Origin of the sequence: Streptomyces sp. NPDC002490 (assembly GCF_040296045.1) — a bacterium.
Lineage (GTDB): Bacteria > Actinomycetota > Actinomycetes > Streptomycetales > Streptomycetaceae > Streptomyces.
This window is the reverse complement of sequence record NZ_JBEOWM010000002.1, coordinates 162,801-184,850: the sequence shown is the minus strand read 5'-3', so window position 1 is coordinate 184,850 and position 22,050 is coordinate 162,801. Positions and strand designations below refer to the sequence as shown.

Here is a 22,050-nt window from a genome sequence, read left to right as displayed (position 1 = left end):
GACACGGAATGTCCGATTCGATTTTCGGGCGCCGCCGGGTGATTCTGCCTCCGACAGCGTCGACGAAGGGAAGTCCATGAGCTGGCTGGTGACGGGCGGAGCCGGGTACATCGGCGCGCATGTCGTGCGCGCGCTGGTCGAGGGCGGGCAGCGGGTCGTCGTCTTCGACGACCTCTCCACGGGCAGCCGCGACCGGGTGCCGGACGGCGTGCCCCTGGTGGTCGGCAGCGTCCTCGACCGCGCGGCCCTCGATGCCGCCCTGCGCGAGCACGCGGTCACCGGGGTCGTGCACATCGCCGGGAAGAAGCAGGTCGGCGAGTCGGTCGAGAAGCCCTACTTCTACTACCGGGAGAACGTCACCGGACTCCAGACCCTGCTGGAGGCCATGGCGGACGCCGGCGTCGACCGGTTGGTCTTCTCCTCCTCCGCCGCCGTCTACGGCATGCCGGACGTGACCCTGGTCACCGAGGACACTCCCTGCGCGCCGCTGAGCCCCTACGGCGAGACCAAGCTCGTCGGCGAGTGGCTGATCAACGCGGCCGCCCGCGCCCACGGGCTGCGCGCGGCCTCCCTGCGCTACTTCAACGTCGCCGGGGCCGCCGCCCCCGCGCTCGCCGACTCCGGCGTCTTCAACCTGATCCCGATGGTCTTCGAGCGGCTGGAGGCCGACGAGGCCCCGCGGATCTTCGGCGACGACTACGCCACCCCGGACGGCACCTGCGTCCGTGACTACATCCACGTCGAGGACATCGCCTCCGCGCACCTCGCCGCCGCCGTCAAGCTCGCCGACGCCGCCCCCGGCACCTCCCTCACCCTCAACATCGGCCGGGGCGAGGGGAGTTCCGTCCGGGAGATGGTGGAGCGCATCCTCAAGGTCACCGGCCGCGAGGACCAGGCCCCCGCCGTCGTCGAGCGCCGCGCCGGCGACCCGGCCCGCGTCGTCGCCTCCGCGGACCGCATCCGCGAGGAACTCGGCTGGTCCGCGCGGTACGGGATCGACGAGATGATCGAGTCCGCGTGGGGCGGCTGGCGCCACCGCCACGGCTGACCCGCCCGCGAGGAACCACGACGGACCCGCAGGGGGCCGGACCGGGGGAGCGCGGACCCGCCCCGGCGCCCCGCCGGGGTCACCCCTCGCCGGGACCGGTGCCCAACCGCTGCTCCGCAGCCTCCTGCGCGGGCGCCACCGCCTGCGCAGGAATCGCCCCGACGATCCGCGCCCGCTGCGCGGCCCGCTCGGCCAGCGCCCGCACCGCCGCGTCGAAGCGGGCGAGCGACGGCTCCCCGGCCGGCCCCAGCAGCCGGGTCCGCAGCCGGGCCCGGGCCGGCCCCATCGGGTCGGCCTCCGGGCACCGCACCGAGGCGAGGAGTTCCCCGACCCCGCTTCCGTCCGGCACCAGCACCGTCGCCGCGCCCACGGTCGGGAAGGTCTCCCGGAACACCTCCTCGGGCAGTCCGCTGGTGTTGGCGACCGCGTACGGCTTGCCGCTGGCCAGGTAGTCGCTGACCACGCTGGACACGTCGCTGATCAGCAGGTCCGCCCGGTCGAAGCAGCCGTACAGCGCGGGCCGGGACCCGGTCACGACCTGGTGCGCGCCGGCCGGCAGCGAGGCCCAGTACGCCTCCTCCCACCGCGCGTTCGCCGCCGCGACCTCCGCGGCCCGACCGGGTGCCGGCGCGCCCTGGAGCAGCATCCGCTCCATGTCGTCGGCGGCCCGGCGGAAGCCGGTGCGCGTCGCCCGTTCGAGGTCGGCGGCGGCCGACTCCAGCTCCGCCAGGGCCGCTGGGTGGACCGGGTCCGCGTCCTGCCGGGCCGCGGCGGTGCGGACCATCTCCTGGATGCGGGCGTTGGCGGCGCCGGCCCGTGGGTCCACCGAGCCGGTCATGGGGTGCGGCTTGTACAGCAGGCGCACCCCCGGGTCGGCGAGGAGCGCGCGGACGAGGTTCTCGCCGGCCTCGACGACGGAGGTGTTGCCCGGGTTGCCGTCCCAGCCCTCCCAGGTGGGCGCGTACAGCACCGTCACCGGATCGCCGACCGGCCGGCCGGTGTGCGGTCGGATGGCGTCGAGCTGGGGGCGGCCCACCTCCACGACGTCCTTGTCCTCGACGCCCACCTTGGCCAGGGCGTACCGCTCGCGGGCGGCGGGTCCGGCCACCCACACCTCGTCGTACGCCTTGGAGTAGGGGTTCACCGAGGACGGCTTGTCGCTCTCGCCGTGGTTCACGAAGGCGTGCTTGATGGTGGGGATGCGCAGCACCTGCGAGGTCTTCCCCGAGTTCGCCGGGTGCAGCATCACCTGGAGCGTGGAGTGCTCCAGCCGCATCAGGTCGGCGACCTTCGGCAGGCACACCACGGGGACGTCCGTCGCCCCGATCTTCTGGACCATGAAGCGTTCCCGCAGCACGATCAGCGGGCGCCCGCCGAGCCGGCCGAGGGTCTCCAGCCACATGTTCGCCTGGTAGGCGGAGGCGGTGCCGCCGGAGAAGTACAGGGCCACGGTGGGCCGGTACTCGGCCAGCCACTCCTCAAACCAGGCGAGGGCCTCCTCGGGCCGGGCCGGGCGCCGGGCGGGCAGCAGCCGGGTGAGCAGTTCGACCAGGCCGACCGTCCCGACCGCGATCGCCAGCCCGACCCCGACCACGGCCGCCAGGGGCTCGTCGGTGAGCGCGGTCGCCATCAGCCCCGCCGTGGCGGGGAAGCCGAAGAGCAGCAGACGGGTGCCGGCCCGGCGGGCCAGCAGCACCGGCGGGGCGGGCCGCAACCGCAGCCCGGCGGTGTCGACGTTGCGGGTCAGCACGGGCAGCGTCCGGGAGCGGCGGACGAGGATCGCGGCGGCGTGGCAGGCGAAGTGCAGGGCGTAGAACGTCAGCAGGCCGAGGACCAGCGGCAGGTAGGCGGTGCGCTGGTCCTGGCCCTGCTGGTGGGAGAGGAGGCCGGCCACCAGCAGCAGGTCGCGCAGCACCACCCGGAAGGTGACGTCCGCCCGGGTGCGGGCGATCGCCGAGGCCAGCGGCCGTTGCCAGCGGTGCAGCACCGCCTCCGCGGCGATGCCGACGGCGGTCGCCCCGACCAGGAGCGGGACGTGCGGCAGCAGTGCACCCACCACCTGGGCGGCGAAGGAGACCGCCAGGACGGCGGGGAGGACCAGCTTCCCCACACGGGCGAGGGACGGGGGGACGGAACGCAAGATGGGACTCTCCTAGCAGCGCGATCCGGATCCACGCCTCACGCGTGGGGGAACGCGGCGCGGTTGTCGGGCTTGCTGGTCAACGCCGGAAGGGGGCAACCGGTAGCGGGCTTGTGCCCGGTTTCTCGCCGGGGAATCGTGTCGCGCGGAACTGACCCGTCGCTGAGACCCCCATGAGACTTCCGTGAAGGAGGGGGCGGCGGCATCCGCCGATCGGACGGCCCGGACCGATCGGGACGACTCTCACGTACATTGCCAAGCGGCGCCCGGCGGCCCGTCGACGGACGCCCCGGGTGGACCGGACGCACCGGGCGACTGAGGGGAAGCGCGTGTCAGGGGTAAGACAGCGGGTCACGGAAGCACACCGGATCGTGGTCAAGGTCGGCTCGTCCTCGCTGACCACCGCCGCGGGCGGGCTCGACGCGGACCGCGTGGACGCCCTCGTCGACGTCCTGGCCAAGGTCCGCGACGGCGGGGCGAAGGAGGTCGTGCTGGTCTCCTCCGGTGCCATCGCCGCCGGCCTCGCCCCGCTCGGGCTGCACCGGCGCCCCAAGGACCTGGCCCGTCAGCAGGCCGCCGCGAGCGTGGGCCAGGGGCTGCTGGTGGCCCGGTACACGGCGTCGTTCGCCCGCTACGGGGTCCGCGTCGGACAGGTCCTCCTCACCACCGAGGACACCAGCCGCCGCGCCCACCACCGCAACGCCTCCCGCACCCTGGACAAGTTGCTGGCGATGGGGGCGGTGCCGGTCGTCAACGAGAACGACACGGTGGCCACGGACGAGATCCGCTTCGGCGACAACGACCGGCTGGCGGCCCTCGTGGCCCACCTGGTCCGCGCCGATCTGTTGGTGCTCCTCTCCGACGTGGACGGCCTCTACGACGACGACCCCCGCCGACCGGGGGCCACCCGGCTCGCGGAGGTGCGGGGGCCCGCGGACGTGGCGGGCATCGAGATCGGCAGCACGGGGCGCGCCGGCGTCGGCACCGGCGGCATGGTCACCAAGGTCGAGGCCGCGCGGATCGCCGCCGCCGCCGGCGTCCCGGTGGTGCTCACCTCGGCGGTCCACGCGGCGGACGCCCTCGCGGGCCGGGACACCGGCACCTACTTCCACCCCACCGGCCGTCGCTCCCCCGACCGGCTGCTGTGGCTCCAGCACGCCTCGACCCCGCGCGGTGCGCTCACCCTGGACGAGGGCGCGGTGCGGGCCGTCGTCCAGGGCCGCAAGTCGCTGCTGCCGGCGGGTATCGCCGCGGTGGAGGGCGAGTTCTCCGCGGGCGACCCGGTCGAACTGCGGGACGCGGACGGTCGGGCGGTGGCCAGGGGACTGGTCAACTTCGACGCCAAGGAGCTGCCCCGGCTGCTCGGCCGCTCCACCCGTGACCTGGCCCGGGACCTGGGCCCGGCCTACGAACGCGAGGTCGTCCACCGCGACGCCCTGGTCCTGCTCGGGGACTGACCGCCCACCGCACCGGAGCGGCCCGGACGGAGCGGGGACGCGCGGGGAGGCGTCCGGCAGGTGGACGTTCCGTAAAAGTGGCCCCTGGCGGGCGGTGGGGGTGTCAGCGTGGACGCAGGGTCCGGTGTCAGGGACCAGTCGGACCGGTCGGACGACCACTGCGTGAAGGAGACCGTCGTGGCACGAGCGCGCCAAGGGGTCGCGGCCCGGGCCGGCCTCGCGACCACCGCCCTGAGGGCGGTGCGGGAGGACCGGGCCCCGACGAGCACGACCCGGCAGGGCAGCGAGGGGGTCGAGGGGGCGCCGCGGCTGTGGCACGTGACCCTCAGCCTGTCGGGGGCCGAGGCCCCGCTGGGCGAGGTCCGCCGCGGTCTGGAACAGCTGGCCCACGACCACCCCTTCCTGCTGACCAGCCGGTACGCCCACGACCACGCGGAGATCCGGTACTGGGAGGAGGCGAGGGACCTGCACGACGCCGCGGCGGTGGCGCTGCGCCTGTGGGGCGAGCACCGGCGGACCGCGCAGCTGCCGCCCTGGGAGATCGTCGGTCTCGAAGTGATCGACCGGGAGACGTACCACCAGCGGGTGGCCCGCGGCTACGGGCCCGCCCCCGCCACCCCCGTGGGGGTCCACCCGTACTGACCTGCCGTGCCCGCGCCCCGGGACGCGCGTCTCGGGGTGTGGGACGACGGCCGCCCGGGCCCGGGGGCGCATTACCCTGCCCGCATGACGTCGTCGCAAGCTCCGCTCTCCGCGCCTTCCCCGTACGACAACATGTCCGAGGTCGCGCGTGCCGCCTACCGGGCCAAGGCCGCCGCCGCGGACCTCGCCCCGCTGCCCCGCGCCGCCAAGGACGACGCGCTGTCGGCGATCGCCGACGCGCTGGAGGTCAGGTCCCGGGAGATCGTCGAGGCCAACGCCCTGGACACCGCCAAGGCGCGCGAGGCGGGCACCAGCGAGGCGATCGTCGACCGGCTCACCCTCACCCCGGAGCGGGTGCGCGCCATCGCCTCCGACGTCCGGGACGTGATCGCCCTGCCCGACCCGGTGGGGGAGGTCGTCCGCGGCTCCACCCTGCCCAACGGCATCGACCTGCGCCAGGTGCGGGTGCCGCTCGGCGTGGTCGGCATCATCTACGAGGCCCGCCCCAACGTCACCGTCGACGCCGCCGCCCTCTGTCTCAAGTCGGGCAACGCGGTGCTGCTGCGCGGCTCCTCCTCCGCCTACGAGTCGAACAGCGCCCTGGTGCGGGTGCTGCGCGACGCGGTCGGCGGTGCCGGACTGCCCGCCGACGCGATCCAGCTGGTCCCCGGCGAGAGCCGGGACTCCGTCCGCGAACTGATGCGCGCCCGCGGCCTGGTCGACGTGCTGATCCCGCGCGGCGGCGCCTCGCTGATCCGCACCGTCGTCGAGGAGTCCACGGTCCCCGTCATCGAGACCGGCACCGGCAACTGCCACGTCTACGTCGACGCCCGGGCCGACCTCGACATGGCCGTCGACATCCTCGTCAACTCCAAGGCGCAGCGGCCCAGCGTGTGCAACGCCGCCGAGACGCTCCTGGTGCACCGGGACATCGCGGACGCGTTCCTGCCCCGCGCCCTGGACGCCCTCGCGGAGGCCGGGGTGACCGTGCACGCCGACCCGCGGGTCGCCGAGTACGCGGCGGGCAGCAAGGCGACCGTGGTGGCGGCCACCGCCGAGGACTGGGACACCGAGTACCTCTCGTACGACATCGCCGCCGCCGTGGTGGACTCCCTGGACAAGGCGGTCGAGCACATCCGGCTCTGGTCCTCCGGGCACACCGAGGCCATCGTCACCGGCTCGCAGCAAGCGGCCCGCAGGTTCACCCAATTGGTGGACTCCACCACGGTCGCGGTCAACGCCTCCACCCGGTTCACCGACGGCGGGCAGTTCGGCTTCGGCGCCGAGATCGGCATCTCCACCCAGAAGCTGCACGCCCGCGGCCCCATGGGCCTGCCGGAGCTCACCAGCACCAAGTACATCGTCACGGGCGACGGCCACACCCGCGGCTGACCCGCGGGGCGTCCCGCGCCCCTCCCGTCCCCCGGACGGCCGTGCCCCGCGCGGCCGTCCCGGGCGCCCGGGATCGATCGGACAGTCTGCCCGGATCGCCCTTTCGGGGCTACCCTGGGGGCGTGCCGGAGGACGTGGGGGGCACGCCGCCGGACGGCGGCCAGCCCGACGACCGCGACCACGGAGGTGCGGACGGTGAGTTCGCCTCCGTGGTGTTCGACGAGGACTTCGTCCGGGCCGCCCGGGTGCGGGAACCCAGCGCCGAGGAACGCCTGCTGGCGGCGGCCGAAGCCCGCTCCGACGCGGAGGGCCGTCCCGGGTCCCGTGGTGCGGCCGACGACTTCGGTGACGAGGAACACGCCCTTGCACGGGAGGTTTTCGGCCAAGGCCGCGACTTCGACCCCGACGACCGGTACGCCCGGGACGTGCTGGAGGAGTCCTACGGCCGCAGCGACGCCTTCATGGGCCACGCCCGCTGGCCCCGGCGGCTGGCCTGGGTCCTCGCCCTGGTGATGGGGCTCGGCATGGTCGCCCTGGCCTTCGCCGCCGTCTACCGGGGGGCCGCCGGCGGTCGGCAGGACCCCGCCCCGCGCCCCAGCTCCACCGAGTGGGAGCGGAGCCAGCCGGCGCGCACCCCCGGAGCGGCCGCATCCTCCCCGCCCCCGCTCGTGACCGTGCCGCACCCCCCCTGACACCGTAGGGTTCCGGCCGGCTCGGCCGGGGAGGTGAACTCGCGGCGCGGCACCGCGTTTACGGAACGCCGCCCTGACCCACCCTGAAGGTATGGGCGGGCCAGGAAACCCACCGCAGGGGACACCCGAGGGCGCCCCGGGCGATGACGAGTACCGATCCGTCGTCTTCGACGAGTCGTTCGTCCGCGCTGCCCGGCTCCAGGAGTTCTCCGCCGAGGAGCGGATCACCGACCACACCCCCGCCGTGCGCCGGGCACCCCCGCCGCGCCGCCGCGGCACGTCCTGGCAGGCGCTCACCCTGGTGGTGACGATCGCGGTCGCCTTCGTGACCGCCGTCTACCTGGGCTTCCGCCAACCGCCCGAACGGTACCCCGCACAGCGGGCCGCACCGCTGCGGATGACCGTGATCCCCCTGGCCCCGGTGGCGCCCGTGCCCGGTGGTTCCCCGGCCGAGCTGTACGCGCGCAGCCCCGCCGACCAGTTCCGGATCGGCGCCAAGGGCATCGTCCTCCCGCTGCGCAGCCGCACCACGCACTTCTCGGTCGGCCAGGTCGAAGCCGCCCTGGTCATCGCCAAGGAGTACCTGGTGAGGTCGTCCGTCGACCCGGAGGTGCTCACCGGAGACGCCGTGCGGCCGGTGCGCGTCCTGATCGACTCCGACCAGTACGCCCAGTTCGACCGGAGCGTCGAACGACCGGCCGCCGACGGGCTGCACTCCGCGACCGGTTGGCTGGTCCGCTTCGACCCGGCGCGGGTGGCCCTCGCCGAGCCCCGGGTACGGGTCGAGGGCACCCTGCGGGTCTCCGAGGCGGACTCCGGCACCCTGGAGGTCACCAGCGACCACACCTTCGTCTACGCGCTGCGTCCCGCCCGGGGCGGGACGACCCGGGCGGCCCTGTTCACCGTCCGCCGCGCGCTGCTGTTCCGCTTCGACCGCGAGGACCTCCGGCAGCACCGGGCCGAGGTGGTGACCTCGCACACCCAGGCCGGCCCGCTGGCCTGCGCAGCGGGCTGGGCGGACCGGCTGCGGCCCCTGCTCGCGGGCAGCCCCCCGGCCGGGGGACCGCCCCGGGCCACCGACCCCTATGCCGCGGACGGCGCCAGCCACCCCTGCGGAACGCTGGCCCCCGGCGCCCAGCCGCAGGCCGCCCGAGCCGGCTGAGCCGGTCAGCCCCCGGACCCGCCCGGGGGCCCCGCGGGCGCGTCACCGCCCGCGGGCGGAGCCCCCGCGTCCCGGCCGGAGCCGAAGCCGCCGAACCTGCTGCGCACCCGCCCGCCGAGCTCGCCCGCCCCGCCCGCGATGTCGGTGACCAGCTTCATCAGCGGATCCTTCGACCCGCGGACGTCGCTGGCGTAGGAGGCCGCGGACTGGCGCAGGGAGTCCGTGACCGAGGCGTCCTGGTCCTCGTCGCGCCGCGGGTAGTGGCCGTCCATCAGCCGCTGGTGGTCCCGGGACTCGGCCCACCGCTTCAGCTCGGCGGCCCGCACGGTGGTGAAGGGGTGCGAGCGGGGCAGCACGTTCAGGATCTTGAGGACGGAATCCCGCAGGTCGCCGCCGCGCTCGTACTCCTCGGCCTGGGCCAGGAACGCGTCCACGTTCATCTGGTGCAGGTGGTTGCCGCCCGCGATCTTCATCAGGCCCCGCAGGGACGCCTGGAGGTCCTGGCCCACCAACAGCCCGGCCCGGTCCGCCGACAGCTCGGACTTGCGGAACCACTCCCGCAGCGCCGTCACGATCGCCATGACCGCGACGTTCCCGAGCGGAATCCACGCCACCCGCAGCGCCAGGTTCGTCAGGAACAGCAGGATCGTGCGGTACACCGCGTGGCCCGACAGGGCGTGCCCGACCTCGTGGCCGACGACCGCCCGCATCTCCTCCTCGTCGAGCAGCTCCACCAGACCCGTGGTCACCACGATGATGGGCTCGTCCAGGCCGATGCACATCGCGTTCGGCTTGGGGTCCTGGCTGACGTACATCGAGGGGACCTTCTCCAGGTCCAGGATGTGACAGGCGTCCCGCAGCATGTCGTTGAGGTGCGGGAACTGGACGTCGCAGACCCGTACCGAGTCCGACAGGAACAGCAGGCGCAGGCTGCGCTCGGGCAGCAGCGAACTCAGCGCCTTGAAGACCGTGTCGAAGCCGCTGAGCTTGCGCAGCGCCACCAGCGCCGAGCGGTCCGCGGGGTGTTCGTAGGCCCGGGACGAGATGCCCGGGAACTGTCGTCGGGTGCGCCGGGGCGAACTCCCCTCCGCAGCACCGCCGTCCGCCGCCCGTCCGTCGTCCTTGCCGGTACCGTCCGTCATCGCGCCCCCCTGTCGAGCCCCGTGCGTGTGTCACCGGTGAAAACGCACGTCCGCCCGCCCGGGTTCCCGGACGTCCCGGAACCGGTCGATCCGCCGTCGGGCCCCGGGGGGTGACACCGCGTGACGGATCCGGCGGCGCCCGAACCCCCGTAATCACGGCCCTCCCGCGACTCAGCTTTACCCCACGCTTACGATGGCCCCGGAGGCACCCCGTCTCCAGCCCGTTCCCCCTCCGGATAGGTCCTCCGAAGATGAGTCTGCACAGCACCGCGGCCCCGCTGGTCAACCTGGCCTCGGGCGGCGAGCACCACGGCCCCTACGCGAGCATCAGCCCGTACGTCACGGGTGGCGGCGCACTCCTCGTCCTGCTCCTGCTGCTCTGGATCACCACCCGTTTCAACCGGGACCGCTGACGCCCGCGCACGACCCGACCGCCGGCCCGCTGCGCCACCGACGGCCGGACGCCGCCGCACGCACGTCCGGCCGGCCGTTCGAGCCCGCAGTACGGGCCGGTAGGGTCTGCACGCATGGGAGATCAGGACATGCCTACCGGCCGGACGAACCACGGCAAGCGCCGTCTCGGGGTCATGGGCGGAACGTTTGACCCGATCCACCACGGGCACCTGGTGGCGGCCAGCGAGGTCGCCGCCCAGTTCCACCTCGACGAGGTCGTCTTCGTCCCGACCGGGCAGCCCTGGCAGAAGAGCGAGGCCCGGGTCTCGCCCGCCGAGGACCGCTATCTGATGACGGTCATCGCCACCGCGGAGAACCCGCAGTTCTCCGTCAGCCGCATCGACATCGACCGCGGCGGCCCCACCTACACCACGGACACCCTCCGTGACCTCAAAGCCCTCAACCCGGACACGGACCTCTTCTTCATCACCGGTGCCGACGCGCTCGCCCAGATCCTCACCTGGCGGTACACGGAAGAGTTGTTCTCCCTGGCACACTTCATCGGGGTCACCCGTCCCGGCCACACCCTCGCGGACCCCGGACTTCCTGCCGGAGGCGTCTCCTTCGTGGAGGTCCCCGCCCTCGCCATCTCGTCCACCGACTGTCGGGCGAGGGTCTCGGCGGGCGCCCCGGTCTGGTACCTGGTACCGGACGGAGTGGTGCGCTACATCGACAAGCGCGACCTGTACCGCGGCGACTGAGCCGGGAGGGGCAGCTGTGAACGGCCGAGACGATCGTGACGACGGATACCCGGGCGGGACGTACTCGGGCTCCGGTGCCCCCCGCCCCGCCGACGCCTCCGAAGGGGGCGAGGGCTTCGCCGCCTACGAACTGGCGGGCTACGACGAGTACGGCCGTCCCGTCTACCAGCAGGCCGCACCGGCTCCGTTCCCCTCCCGCCAGGACCCGACCGACGCCTACGGCACCCCCCAGCACCCCCACGCGTACGAGCAGCAGTCGTTCGCCCCCCAGCAGGGGTACGGGTACGGCCTCCCCCAGGAGTACCCGGCGCACTACCCGCAGGAGTACCCGGCGCCCGGCCACGCCGGCGCCTACGACCAGCCCCACCCGGGAGCGGTCCCGGACCCCGGCGGACACGGCTACCCCGACCCACAGGGCCACGGGTACGGCGCTCACGGAACCACGCCGGCCGCCGGATACGGAACCGGCGTCCCGTACGACGCCTACCCGCCCCACGAGCCGGTGCCGGCGCAGGACCCCGGCCCGTTCCACGACGGGGCCGCCGTCGGGCTGACCGCCCACGTCCCGGCGCAGGGCCCCCCGCCCGGGCCCGAGCACCTCGGCGCGGAGCCCGCCGGGGCCGGTCCCGCGGACCCGCCCCGCGCCCCCGGCACCGAGCAGTTCTCCTTCGGCGAGGAGCCGGACGGCGACCCCGAGGACGTCATCGACTGGCTCGCCTTCACCGAGAACCGCACCGAGCGCCGCGAGGAGGCCAAGCGCCGCGCCCGCGGCCGGCTCGTGGCCCTGGGCGTGGTGCTCGCCCTGGTCGCGGTCGGCGTCCTCGGCTACCTGGGGTTCGCCGGCAAGTTGCCCGGCCTCTCTGGCGACGAGGGCCCGGCGGGACCCGCCGCCACCGGTCCCCAGAAGCGCGACGTCGTCCTGGTCCACCTGCACCACACCAAGCAGGGCGGCACCTCCACCGCGCTCCTGGTGGACAACACGACCACCGAGCAGGGCAGCACCATCCTGCTGCCCAACACCCTCGGGGTCGCCACCGAGGACGGCACCTCCACCACCCTCGCCAAGTCCGTGGACGACGACGGCTCCACCGGCACCCGCACCGCGGTGGACACCCTGCTGGGCACCCGCATCGAAGGCACCTGGCGCCTCGACACCCCTTACCTGAACAACCTGGTCGAACTCGTCGGCAGCATCGAGGTGGACACCGACGTCGACGTCCCCGCCGAGAAGGCGGCCAAGGGACGGGCCCCGCTCGTCCGGCGCGGCGAACGGCAGACCCTCAGCGGTCCCATGGCCGTCGCCTACGCCACCCACCGCGCCCCCGGCGAGGCCCAGGACGCCCAACTCGCCCGTTTCGGCCAGGTCGTGCAGGCCGTCCTGCGCAAGCTGTCCTCCGACGCCGAGGCCGCCACCGTCACGGTTCAGTCGCTCGCCCAGATCCTCGACCCGTCCCTGACCGAACAGGACCTCGGCGCCTTCCTCGCCAGGCTCTCCGACCGCGCCAAGGGCGGCGACTACACGACCGCGCTGCTCCCCGTCGCGTCCGGCGGCGCGCTCGCCGACGAGGCCACCGAGACCGTGGTCAAGCCGCTGCTCGGCGGCACCGTCAAGGCCCCGGCCGAGGGCGACGCGATCCGGGTCGGCGTCCGGGACGCCAGTGGTGCGGACGGCGACGAGAGCGTCGAGTCCGCCCGGGTCGTCCTGGTCAACGGCGGCTACACCGTCGTCGACGGCGGCAAGCACGGCGCCGCCCCGACCACCCGGGTCGTCCACGCGGACGCCGAGCACCGCCAGGAGGCGGGCGAGGTCGCCAAGACCCTCGGCCTGCCCGCGTCCGCCGTCGTGCAGGGCACCGTCGAGGGCAACGCCCAGATCGAGGTCACCCTCGGTCGGGACTACGCGCCGAAGTCGCCGTAGCGCCGGTGGCCCCGGCCGGCCCACCGCGGCGGTCGCGCACGGTAATCGTTTGGTCCGCGGTCAACCGACCGTGAGACCCTGGAGGGGTACTGACCGACCGACGAAAGCCGCGCAGTGACCGCTACGGACCGTTCCCTAGAGCTGATCTCCGCCGCCGCCCAGGCGGCGGCCGACAAGCTCGCGCACGACATCCTCGCCTACGACGTCAGCGACGTCCTGGCGATCACGGACGCCTTCCTGTTGGCGTCCGCCCCCAACGACCGCCAGGTCAAGGCGATCGTCGACGAGATCGAGGAACGGCTCGCCAAGGAGTTGGGCGCCAAGCCCGTCCGCCGGGAGGGCGACCGCGAGTCGCGCTGGATCCTCCTCGACTACGTCGACATCGTGGTCCACGTGCAGCACAGCGAGGAGCGCGTCTTCTACGCCCTGGAGCGGCTCTGGAAGGACTGCCCCGAGATCGAGCTGCCCGCCGAGGCACGGGCCACCCGGGGCAAGGGCGCCGAGCACGCGCAGCGCCAGCAGGCCGCCGAGGAGGCCGGCGAACTGCGCGAGCTGGGCGGGGAACTGCGATGAGCGCCTCCAGCCGCACCGACCTCAAGCCGTTCTCCGAGTCCGGGAGCAGCCGCCGCATCATCCTGTGGCGGCACGGTCAGACCTCCTGGAACCTGGCCCGCCGCTTCCAGGGCACCAGCGACATCGAGCTCACCGGGACGGGCGTCCTCCAGGCCCGCCGCGCGGCCCGGTTGCTCGCCTCGCTGAACCCGGACGCGATCGTCTCCTCGGACCTGAAGCGGGCCGCCGGCACGGCCGCCGAACTGGCCGCGCTCACCGGGCTGACGGTCACCCACGACGAGAACCTGCGGGAGACCTACGCGGGCGTCTGGCAGGGCCTCACCCACGACGAGATCATCGAGCGGTACGGCGACGAGTACGCGGCGTGGAAGCGCGGCGAGCCGATCCGCAGGGGCGGCGGCGAACTGGAGAGCGAGGTCGCCGACCGTGCGGCGCCCGTGGTCCTCGCCCACGCCGACAAGCTGCCCGAGGAGGGCACGTTGGTCGTCGTCAGCCACGGCGGCACCATCCGCACCACCATCGGGCGCCTGCTGGGCCTCGACTCCCACCACTGGGAGAGCCTGGGCGGCCTCTCCAACTGCTGCTGGTCGGTGCTCGGCCGGGGCGCCCGCGGCTGGCGTCTGCTGGAGCACAACGCGGGCACCCTGCCCGAGCCGGTCCTGGGCGACGACGACTGAGACCGCCGTGCGGCCGGAGCCGGCACCCGCGGACGCGGATTTCACTTTCCGGCCGCTCGCAGGCTAAAGTTCTTCTTGTTCAGCCCGCCGGGCGGGAAGAACGCACGGGGCTATAGCTCAGTTGGTAGAGCGCCTGCATGGCATGCAGGAGGTCAGGAGTTCAATTCTCCTTAGCTCCACAGACGAAGGTGATCTGTTCTCGCACGAGCGGGGGCAGGTCACCTTTCTCGTTCCCGCTCCGCCGCGGAACGTCCCCGTGCCCGGGGGCCGCCGCTCCGGCCGCGGGTGGGCGTGGCGCCGGCGGCGGGCGCTGACCGTGTCCGGACCGGTACGCGGTCGTCGCTGACCGTGGCGGCCCTTGCGTGGCAGAATCGACGGGCCGGCTGGGGACGCGGCCCGACGGGAGGGAGAAGCGATGCCTTCGAGCATCCGCGAGGGGGGCGACCGCCTCCTCGTCCGGGGGGTGCCCCACGGGGGCCGCACCCGCCGAGGGCTCCGCACGGGGTCCCGTCCCGACCGTCCGACCCCGTCCGCGCCGCCCGTCCGGGCGCACGCCGTGCCCGGCGCGTCGGGTCCGGTCCGCCCCCGCCGTCCCCGGAGCTGAGCGATGGGTGCACACAGGCGTAAGTGCGACTGGTGCGGCAGCGGCACGCCCATCGTCCGGGACATGGAGCCCGCCCACTCCGACTACCAGTACTGGTGCGAGGAGTGCGCCCGGGCGCTGATCATCAAGGGCGACCCCATCGAGACCTACCGGGAGCTGGAGGGGGAGCCGATCTACGGTCGGCTGCTGGACGAGCACTGCGCCCTCAAGCGCTTCTACTCGTTCGCCACGGCCTGAACCGGAGCCCGCCGTCGGGCGCCGGACGGGCTCCCGGAACGGATTTGGTGAACGGCCGGAGGGGGCGTTAATGTTGGCGTCGCCGCCGGGGAAACCCGGAAGCGCACAGCACGGGGCTATAGCTCAGTTGGTAGAGCGCCTGCATGGCATGCAGGAGGTCAGGAGTTCAATTCTCCTTAGCTCCACAAGAATTCGAAGCGGAAGGTCCCGCCCGGTCGTCCGGGCGGGACCTTCCGCTTTCCGCGCGCCTCCGCCGGCGTCACCCCCGGCCGCGGCGCAGGGCCCGACGGCCCCGGCCCGGTGCCTCCGGCCCGGCGGCGTGCCGTGGATCGGCCTCCAACCGCAGGGCGAGCGCGGGGCACCGGCGCACCGCCCGCTCGGCGTCGGCCAGCGACCGGTGCGGCACCGGGACCTCGGCGACCGAGGGATAGCCGTCCGGCCCGATCGGGAGCAGCTCGGGCACGATGTCGGCGCACAGGCGGTGCCCCTCGCACAGCGTCCAGTCGACGGTCAGCACCCGCCCGCTGGCCTCGCCCGCGTCCCCGTCGACCGCTCCCGTCCCGCCCGTCCCCAGCGGTAGCACCGCCCGCACCGGACGGCCGCAGCCACCGCCCAGCACGTGCGCGGCCAGGTCGTCCGCGAAGGCGACGAGCGCCGATTCGACGAAGTCGGCCGAGCCGTCCGGGTGCCGACAGGCCCCCCGCCCCCGTACGGCGTCCGTGATCTGCCGCAGGGCCTCCAGGGCGGGCGGTCCGCCGCCCGTGAGCACCTCCTCCAGGCCCCGGGCCGCGGCCGGCAGCCCCCGGTGACAGGGCCCGCACTGCCCGGCGCTCTCCCCGGCCAGCCAACGGGCCACCGGGAGCGCCTCGCCCAGCGGGCAGGTGTCCCGGGCGAGCGGCAGCACGGCCCCGGCCCCCAACCGGCCGCCCACCCGCTCCAGGGCGGCCCGGGAGACCACCGCCCCGTGGGCCGCGGCCGGATCCAGCCACCGGCCGTGGTAGCCCCCGGTCAGCACCCCCTGCGGGTCGGCGGGCGCCCCGGCGAGCTGGAGCGCGTACCGCAGCGGCACCCCGGAGGGCGCCTCCAGCACCAGGGGCCGGGCCACCGCACCGGACAGGGTCAGCAGGACCGTGCCCGGTTCGTCGGGGACCCCGGTGGAGCGGTAGCGGTCGACGCCGGTCCGGGCCGCCACGGCGAGTTGGGCGAAGGTCTCCGCGTTGGACAGCAGGGTGGGCGCCCCGCCGACCCCGGTCTCCGCGGCCCGCACCTTGCGCCCCGGGGGCTTGGCCGGCCCGCCGTCGATCGAGCGGATCAGCGCGGAGGACTCGCCGGTGACCATCCGGTGCGGATTGCGCTGCACCCGGGCGCGCAGCCCCGCCCCGCGCCGGTCGGCCAGGCCGCGCTCGTCGAGGGCCCGCTCCGTCGACCGCCGGGTCGAGTCCCGGGTCACCCCGACCACCAGGGTGCGCGCACCGAGGGCCTCGGCGGCCAGCAGCGCGCCGTCCAGGACCAGGTGCGGGGCACGGTTGAGCAGGACGGTGTCCTTGCGGCAGGCGGGCTCGTCCTCGCTGCCGTTGACCACGACCACGGGGCGCACCCCCCGGCGGACCGCCGCGTCGGCCACCGCACGCAGCTTGCGCGCGAACGGGAAGCCGGCTCCGCCGCGTCCGCGCAGGGCGATCCCCTCGGCGAGCGCGGCCAGCCGTTCGCCGCTCAGCGGGGGCAGCGGGCCGTGCACCACCAGATGGCCGGCGAGGTCGAGCCGTTCGGCCAGGTCGAAGCCGGCCGTGAGCCGGGGCACCCCGGCCGCCCTGACCTCGGGCACCTCGGGCAGCGAGGTGACGCCGGCGCTCACTGCCCGCCTCCGGCGACGGCCCGGGAGACGTCGGCGCCCGCGGTGCCGTCCGGGTCCACCGCCGGGGCGTACTCCACGGCCGGGTGCGGACGCAGATGGGGCTCGCCCCCGTGGTGGACGGCGGGTTCCGCGACGGGCGTCGACGGGGCGGGCGGGCGCGGGGCCGTCGGCCACCGGTCGACGGGGGGCGGGGTGCGCGGCGGCACGGTCGGCGGGGGCGGTACGGCGGCGGGGGCCGGTGCCTCGACGGGCGGGGGCGCCAGCGCGGCCAGCAACCGCTCGGCGGCCCGGCGGCGCACCGAGGGCGGCGCCGCGCGCAGCCCGAGCAGGGCGAGCACCCCCAGCAGGCAGAGCCCGTACAGGAGCGTCACCCAGCCCGCGGGGGGCCGTCCGGCGTGCAGTCCGTGCAGCAGCGCCGCGCACCAGGCGGGGTAGGCGAGCGCGTGCACCGAGCGCCAGCGGGCCGCCACCGGGGCGGGGGAGGCGAAGGCGCCGCGCAGGGCACCGGTGAGGCCCGCGACCAGCATCAGCAGCGCGGCCAGCGACCCCAGCCCGATCAGTCCGGCGGAGCCGGTGAAACCGCGGCCGAAGGGGACCAGCGCGGCCAGCGGGGTGGTGCGGTCCAGGACGAGCTTGACGGTGAGGTGCAGCAGCAGGAAGGCGAGCGCCCCCACCGCCGTCGTCCGGTGGACGGCCTGGGCCAGCAGCCGTTGACGGGGGCTCAGCAGGAGGCGGTCGGAGGCGAGCAGCCCCCAGCCGACCGAGCAGGTGAGCGAGACCAGGGCGAGCACCCCCGCGCAGTGGTCGACGAAGTCCCTCAGCCCGTCGCCGCCGAGGACCACGGGCAGCGGCAGCAGGAGGACCGTTCCTGCCGCTCCGAGGAGCCGCCGGGTCCGGCGCGCCCGTCCGTCCGGGGTGCCGGCGCGCCGGGGGCGCCGCCCGCGCCCGCGGGGCGCTCGGTGGCCCCGGGGACTCCGGAGGGGTCTGGGGTGGTGGGGGTTCATGGGGCGACTCCCAAAGGCGCGGCACGGTGGTCCCGCTGCGGCACTCTAGGTCGAGGTCAGAGCGCTGAGTATGGAGTTTTGGCCATTGCTTCGCGCTGCGGTGCGATCCGCCCCGGATGTTGTCCCGTTAAGGAGGGGTACGCACGGTAATCGCAGCCCCCGGGGCGCGTCGCGGGGGCCCTGACCCCTGGGGTATTCTGGCGCCATGCGTGCCGTAGGCCTTCTGCTTAGCGGGCCGCGCTGATCAGTACCGACCGGACCCTGACGGACGACGGCGGACACCTGAGGACCCGACCGGGCCGCCTCGGGGGACCGCAGGCCGCGAGTCCGGTCGGCATCGGCGCGGCTCCCCCTCCTGTGCGAGGGGTTTTTTCGTTTCCGGACCTCGTCGCCACCGGGCGAACGGGTCGACGACCGCAGGCAGATGACGATCGATGGAGCTTGTAGGGACCATGAGCGAGACGAATTCTTCCCCCGCCGCCGCGGACAGCGCCGCGGAGGCCGTGGCCCCGCACCGCTACACGGCGACCCTGGCCACCGCCATCGAGGCACGGTGGCAGGACGTCTGGGAGGCGGAGGGCACCTACCAGGCGCCCAACCCGAGCGGCGACCTCGCGGGCGACCCGGCCGTGGTGGCCCGTCCCAAGAAGTTCATCATGGACATGTTCCCGTACCCCTCGGGTGCCGGGCTGCACGTGGGCCACCCCCTGGGGTACATCGCCACCGACGTGTACGCCCGCTACCAGCGGATGACCGGGCACAACGTCCTGCACACCCTGGGCTTCGACGCCTTCGGCCTGCCCGCCGAGCAGCACGCGATCGCCACCGGAACCCATCCCCGGATCTCCACCGAAGCCGCCATGGACAACATGAAGCGGCAGCTGCGCCGGCTGGGCCTTGGCCACGACCAGCGGCGCTCGATCGCCACCATCGACCCCGGGTACTACCGGTGGACGCAGTGGATCTTCCTCCAGATCTTCAACTCCTGGTACGACGAGGAGGCCGACCGGGCCCGCCCCATCGAGGACCTGGTCGCCCAGTTCGCGTCCGGTGAGCGCGCCGTGCCGGGCACCGCCCGGGCCTGGCACGAGCTGAGCGCCAAGGAGCGCTCCGACGTGCTGGGCGAGTACCGCCTGGCCTACACCTCCGAGGCGCCCGTCAACTGGGCCCCCGGGCTCGGCACCGTGCTGGCCAACGAGGAGGTCACCGCGGACGGCCGCTCCGAGCGCGGCAACTTCCCGGTCTTCAAGGCCAAGCTGCGCCAGTGGAACATGCGCATCACGGCCTACGCCGACCGCCTCCTGGACGACCTGGACGGCTTGGACTGGCCCGAGGCCATCAAGCTCCAGCAGCGCAACTGGATCGGCCGCTCCGAGGGCGCCCGGGTGGACTTCCCGGTCGCGGTCGACGGCGCCGCGGCGGCGGCCGTCACCGGCGCCGTCTCCGGCACGCCCGAGGCGGTGCCCGGCGCCGAGGTCATCACCGTCTTCACGACGCGTCAGGACACCCTGTTCGGCGCCACCTACATGGTCCTGGCGCCCGAGCACGACCTGGTCGACCGGATCGTCCCGGCCGCCTGGCCCGAGGGCACCCGCGAGGCCTGGACCGGCGGCCACGCCACCCCCGCCGAGGCCGTCGCCGCCTACCGCAAGCAGGCCGCCGCCAAGTCCGACGTGGAACGCCAGGCCGACGCCAAGGAGAAGACGGGCGTCTTCACGGGAGCCCGGGCGACCAACCCGGTCAGCGGCGAGCAGGTCCCCGTCTTCATCGCCGACTACGTCCTGATGGGCTACGGCACCGGCGCCATCATGGCCGTGCCCGCGCACGACTCCCGCGACTTCGCCTTCGCCCGCGCCTTCGAACTGCCGATGCGCTGCGTCGTCGAACCCGATGACGACCGCGGCACCGACCCCGCCACCTGGGACGACGCCTTCGCCTCCTACGACGCGAAGCTCGTCAACTCCACGGGTGAGGGCGTCTCCCTGGACGGCCTGGGCGTCGTCGACGCCAAGGCCCGCATCACCGAGTGGCTGGCCCGCCGGGGCATCGGCGAGGGCACCGTCAGCTTCCGGCTGCGCGACTGGCTATTCAGCCGCCAGCGCTACTGGGGCGAGCCCTTCCCGATCGTCTACGACGAGGACGGCGTCGCCCACCCGCTGCCCGAGTCGATGCTCCCGCTGGAACTGCCCGAGGTCGAGGACTACTCGCCGCGCACCTTCGACCCGGACGACGCCGACACCCAGCCCGAGACCCCGCTGTCCCGCAACGCCGACTGGGTCAACGTCACCCTGGACCTGGGCGACGGCCCGCGCCGCTACCGCCGCGAGACCAACACCATGCCCAACTGGGCCGGTTCCTGCTGGTACGAGCTGCGCTACCTCGACCCGCACAACGACCGGCAGCTGGTCGCCCCCGACATCGACCGCTACTGGATGTCCCCGCGCGAGGGCGCGCCCACCGGCGGCGTTGACCTGTACGTCGGCGGCGCCGAACACGCGGTCCTGCACCTGCTGTACGCACGCTTCTGGTCGAAGGTCCTGTACGACCTGGGCCACGTCTCCTCGCCCGAACCGTTCCACAAGCTGTTCAACCAGGGCATGATCCAGGCGTACGTCTACCGCGACGCCCGGGGCATCGCGGTGGCCGCCGCCGAGGTCGAGGAGCGCGACGGCGAGTTCTTCCACCGGGGCGAGAAGGTCAGCCGACTGCTGGGCAAGATGGGCAAGTCCCTGAAGAACGCGGTCACCCCGGACGAGATCTGCGCTGAGTACGGCGCCGACACCCTGCGCCTGTACGAGATGGCGATGGGCCCGCTGGACGTCTCCCGCCCCTGGGACACGCGTGCCGTCGTCGGTCAGTACCGGCTGCTCCAGCGGCTGTGGCGCAACGTCGTGGACGAGGCCACCGGCGAGGTCACCGTCACCGGGGACGCCCCCGCCGAGGACGTCCTGCGCGCCCTGCACAAGACGATCGAGGGGGTGCGCCAGGACCTGGAGGGCCTGCGCTTCAACACCGCCATCGCCAAGATCACCGAGCTGAACAACCTCCTCACCCGGACCGGCGGACCGCTCCCGCGCGCGGTGGCCGAGCCCCTGGTGCTGCTGATCGCCCCGCTGGCCCCGCACGTCGCCGAGGAGCTGTGGCGCCGGCTGGGCCACACCGACTCCGTGGTGCACCGGGACTTCCCGGTGGCCGACCCCGCCCACCTGGTGGACGAGACCGTCACCTGCGTGGTGCAGGTCAAGGGCAAGGTCAAGGCCCGGCTGGAGGTCGCCCCGGACGTCTCCGACGAGGAGCTGGAACGCCTGGCCCTGGCGGACGCGAAGGTGCGGGACGCACTCGGCGGTGCCGACGTGCGCAAGGTCGTCGTCCGGGCCCCCAAGCTGGTCAACATCGTGCCCGCCTGAGCCGGTACGGCCGCCGGGCGGCTCCGGGGAGGGATTCCTCCCCGGAGCCGCCCGCGCCGGACTCCGGGAAACTCCCCTAGGGGACGTGCGCGGCGGAGTCGGGGCGCGGGGGAACTCCCGAACGGGCCTTTTGCGTTTACCGTGGTAGAGCAGGAGAGGACCGGGGAGAGGACTCATATGGAACTGCTGATCGCCCTGCTGCTCGTGGTGCTCTTCGTCGCCGTGGGCGGCTACGCGGCGGTCAAGGTGGTCGGTGCGGCGAAGCGCAGCGTGGACCGCACCATCCACCAGGCCCGCCGCCGGGTCGAGGACACCACCCTCAAGGCCAAGACCTACACCCAGGTGGGTCCGGCCGGCGAGTTGGCCCAGCTCCGGCTCACCCTGCGCACCTCCATGCGCGTCACCCAGGACGCCCTCCAGGCCGGCGTCGCCGAGGACGAGTCCCTCAAGGAGTCCCTGGCCCTCTTCGAGCGGCTGAGCGTGCACGGGCAGGAGTTGGACCGCGAGCTGAAGCGGCTGGAGGCCGAGCCCGACCGCACCCAGCTCACCACCGTGCTCCCCGAACTGCGCCGGCGCACCGACCAGATCACCGAATCCGCCGACGCCCTGCGCTGGGCCGCTCGGGAACGGGCCCACCGCTTCGCCCACGACGACCTCGACACCCTCAGCCAGCAGATCGGCATGGAGTCGGACGCGCTGCGACACTGGACCAGCGCGCCCGCCGCGGACGCCCCGTTCTCCTGGTCCGAGCCCCCCGCCGCGCCGGAGCCCGAGCCCGTCCGGCGCGAGCCCCGCCCCGAGGAGCAGCAGCAGGCCTCCTCCCGCCCCGCCATCGCTCCGACCGGCCCGCAGCCCAGCCGTCCCTGGGAGAAGAAGCAGCCCCGGCCCGAGAGCACCACCTGAGCCCGCTCCGTCATGAGCGGGACGGGCCCCGTCGGCGAACGGG

Annotated in this window: 18 protein-coding genes and 2 tRNA genes; 16 read left to right on the top strand and 4 right to left on the bottom strand. The window is 74.2% G+C overall.

What is annotated here, in order from left to right:
* The first annotated feature begins 76 nt into the window (after nucleotides 1-76).
* Nucleotides 77-1,048, top strand: coding sequence for a UDP-glucose 4-epimerase GalE (galE, locus tag ABT092_RS02065; protein ID WP_351238730.1), 972 nt, complete (start codon nucleotides 77-79; stop codon nucleotides 1,046-1,048).
* Between the two features lie 79 nt (nucleotides 1,049-1,127).
* On the opposite strand, the gene ABT092_RS02060 is transcribed toward galE, so the two are convergent.
* Nucleotides 1,128-3,188 carry a CDP-glycerol glycerophosphotransferase family protein gene (locus tag ABT092_RS02060; RefSeq protein ID WP_351238728.1) on the bottom strand — a complete coding sequence of 687 codons (2,061 nt, stop codon included), beginning with the start codon at nucleotides 3,186-3,188 and terminating at the stop codon, nucleotides 1,128-1,130.
* Nucleotides 3,189-3,517: 329 nt separating this feature from the next.
* Here ABT092_RS02060 and proB point away from each other — a divergent pair, with 329 nt between their 5' ends.
* The 5 genes from proB to ABT092_RS02035 all read left to right on the top strand — a co-directional run bounded on the left by proB (nucleotide 3,518) and on the right by ABT092_RS02035 (nucleotide 8,533).
* The gene (gene proB, locus ABT092_RS02055) at nucleotides 3,518-4,645 is read left to right on the top strand and encodes a glutamate 5-kinase (protein ID WP_351238726.1); all 1,128 of its coding nucleotides are present in this window, start codon (nucleotides 3,518-3,520) and stop codon (nucleotides 4,643-4,645) included.
* Between the two features lie 177 nt (nucleotides 4,646-4,822).
* Nucleotides 4,823-5,287, top strand: coding sequence for a DUF8830 family protein (locus ABT092_RS02050; RefSeq protein ID WP_351238724.1), 465 nt, complete (start codon nucleotides 4,823-4,825; stop codon nucleotides 5,285-5,287).
* Nucleotides 5,288-5,371: 84 nt separating this feature from the next.
* Complete coding sequence (locus tag ABT092_RS02045; RefSeq protein WP_351238722.1) at nucleotides 5,372-6,679, top strand: glutamate-5-semialdehyde dehydrogenase; 1,308 nt, start codon at nucleotides 5,372-5,374, stop codon at nucleotides 6,677-6,679.
* Nucleotides 6,680-6,801: 122 nt separating this feature from the next.
* Nucleotides 6,802-7,371 carry an SCO2584 family spore wall biosynthesis protein gene (locus ABT092_RS02040; protein WP_351238720.1) on the top strand — a complete coding sequence of 190 codons (570 nt, stop codon included), beginning with the start codon at nucleotides 6,802-6,804 and terminating at the stop codon, nucleotides 7,369-7,371.
* A gap of 91 nt (nucleotides 7,372-7,462) precedes the next feature.
* Entirely contained in the window at nucleotides 7,463-8,533 is a 1,071-nt protein-coding gene (locus ABT092_RS02035; RefSeq protein ID WP_351238718.1) for an SCO2583 family membrane protein, read from the top strand.
* Between the two features lie 5 nt (nucleotides 8,534-8,538).
* Here the strand turns inward: ABT092_RS02035 and ABT092_RS02030 are convergent, their stop codons facing one another.
* Nucleotides 8,539-9,675, bottom strand: a complete 1,137-nt coding sequence (locus ABT092_RS02030) for a M48 family metallopeptidase (RefSeq protein WP_351238716.1) — start codon at nucleotides 9,673-9,675, stop codon at nucleotides 8,539-8,541.
* A 251-nt stretch (nucleotides 9,676-9,926) separates the two neighbouring features.
* On the opposite strand from ABT092_RS02030, the gene ABT092_RS02025 reads away from it, so the two are divergent.
* From ABT092_RS02025 to ABT092_RS01990, 8 genes are all read left to right on the top strand, one after another.
* A complete protein-coding gene (locus ABT092_RS02025; RefSeq protein ID WP_351238714.1) occupies nucleotides 9,927-10,088 on the top strand; it encodes a hypothetical protein in 162 nt (53 codons plus the stop codon).
* Nucleotides 10,089-10,202: 114 nt separating this feature from the next.
* On the top strand, nucleotides 10,203-10,829 hold the full coding sequence (nadD, locus tag ABT092_RS02020; protein WP_351238712.1) for a nicotinate-nucleotide adenylyltransferase: 627 nt from the start codon (nucleotides 10,203-10,205) through the stop codon (nucleotides 10,827-10,829).
* A gap of 16 nt (nucleotides 10,830-10,845) precedes the next feature.
* The gene (locus ABT092_RS02015; protein WP_502968371.1) at nucleotides 10,846-12,747 is read left to right on the top strand and encodes an LCP family protein; all 1,902 of its coding nucleotides are present in this window, start codon (nucleotides 10,846-10,848) and stop codon (nucleotides 12,745-12,747) included.
* Between the two features lie 114 nt (nucleotides 12,748-12,861).
* A complete protein-coding gene (rsfS, locus tag ABT092_RS02010) occupies nucleotides 12,862-13,320 on the top strand; it encodes a ribosome silencing factor (RefSeq protein ID WP_351238710.1) in 459 nt (152 codons plus the stop codon).
* Nucleotides 13,317-13,997 (top strand): histidine phosphatase family protein, encoded by a 681-nt coding sequence (locus ABT092_RS02005; RefSeq protein ID WP_351238708.1) that lies wholly within the window; start codon nucleotides 13,317-13,319, stop codon nucleotides 13,995-13,997. The genes rsfS and ABT092_RS02005 overlap by 4 nt, the downstream gene beginning before the upstream one ends.
* Nucleotides 13,998-14,103: 106 nt before the next feature.
* Nucleotides 14,104-14,176, top strand: a tRNA-Ala gene (locus ABT092_RS02000).
* 428 nt (nucleotides 14,177-14,604) lie between these two features.
* Nucleotides 14,605-14,838, top strand: coding sequence for a hypothetical protein (locus ABT092_RS01995; RefSeq protein WP_351238706.1), 234 nt, complete (start codon nucleotides 14,605-14,607; stop codon nucleotides 14,836-14,838).
* A gap of 112 nt (nucleotides 14,839-14,950) precedes the next feature.
* Nucleotides 14,951-15,023, top strand: a tRNA-Ala gene (locus ABT092_RS01990).
* A gap of 74 nt (nucleotides 15,024-15,097) precedes the next feature.
* Here ABT092_RS01990 and ABT092_RS01985 read toward each other — a convergent pair.
* Both ABT092_RS01985 and ABT092_RS01980 read right to left on the bottom strand, forming a co-directional pair.
* Nucleotides 15,098-16,693, bottom strand: coding sequence for an NADH-ubiquinone oxidoreductase-F iron-sulfur binding region domain-containing protein (locus ABT092_RS01985; RefSeq protein ID WP_351238704.1), 1,596 nt, complete (start codon nucleotides 16,691-16,693; stop codon nucleotides 15,098-15,100).
* Entirely contained in the window at nucleotides 16,690-17,697 is a 1,008-nt protein-coding gene (locus ABT092_RS01980) for a ferric reductase-like transmembrane domain-containing protein (RefSeq protein WP_351238702.1), read from the bottom strand. The genes ABT092_RS01985 and ABT092_RS01980 overlap by 4 nt, the downstream gene beginning before the upstream one ends.
* Before the next feature lie 452 nt (nucleotides 17,698-18,149).
* Here ABT092_RS01980 and leuS point away from each other — a divergent pair, with 452 nt between their 5' ends.
* Nucleotides 18,150-21,104 carry a leucine--tRNA ligase gene (gene leuS, locus ABT092_RS01975; RefSeq protein ID WP_351238700.1) on the top strand — a complete coding sequence of 985 codons (2,955 nt, stop codon included), beginning with the start codon at nucleotides 18,150-18,152 and terminating at the stop codon, nucleotides 21,102-21,104.
* A 177-nt stretch (nucleotides 21,105-21,281) separates the two neighbouring features.
* Nucleotides 21,282-22,007 carry a hypothetical protein gene (locus ABT092_RS01970; protein WP_351238698.1) on the top strand — a complete coding sequence of 242 codons (726 nt, stop codon included), beginning with the start codon at nucleotides 21,282-21,284 and terminating at the stop codon, nucleotides 22,005-22,007.
* Nucleotides 22,008-22,050: the final 43 nt, after the last annotated feature.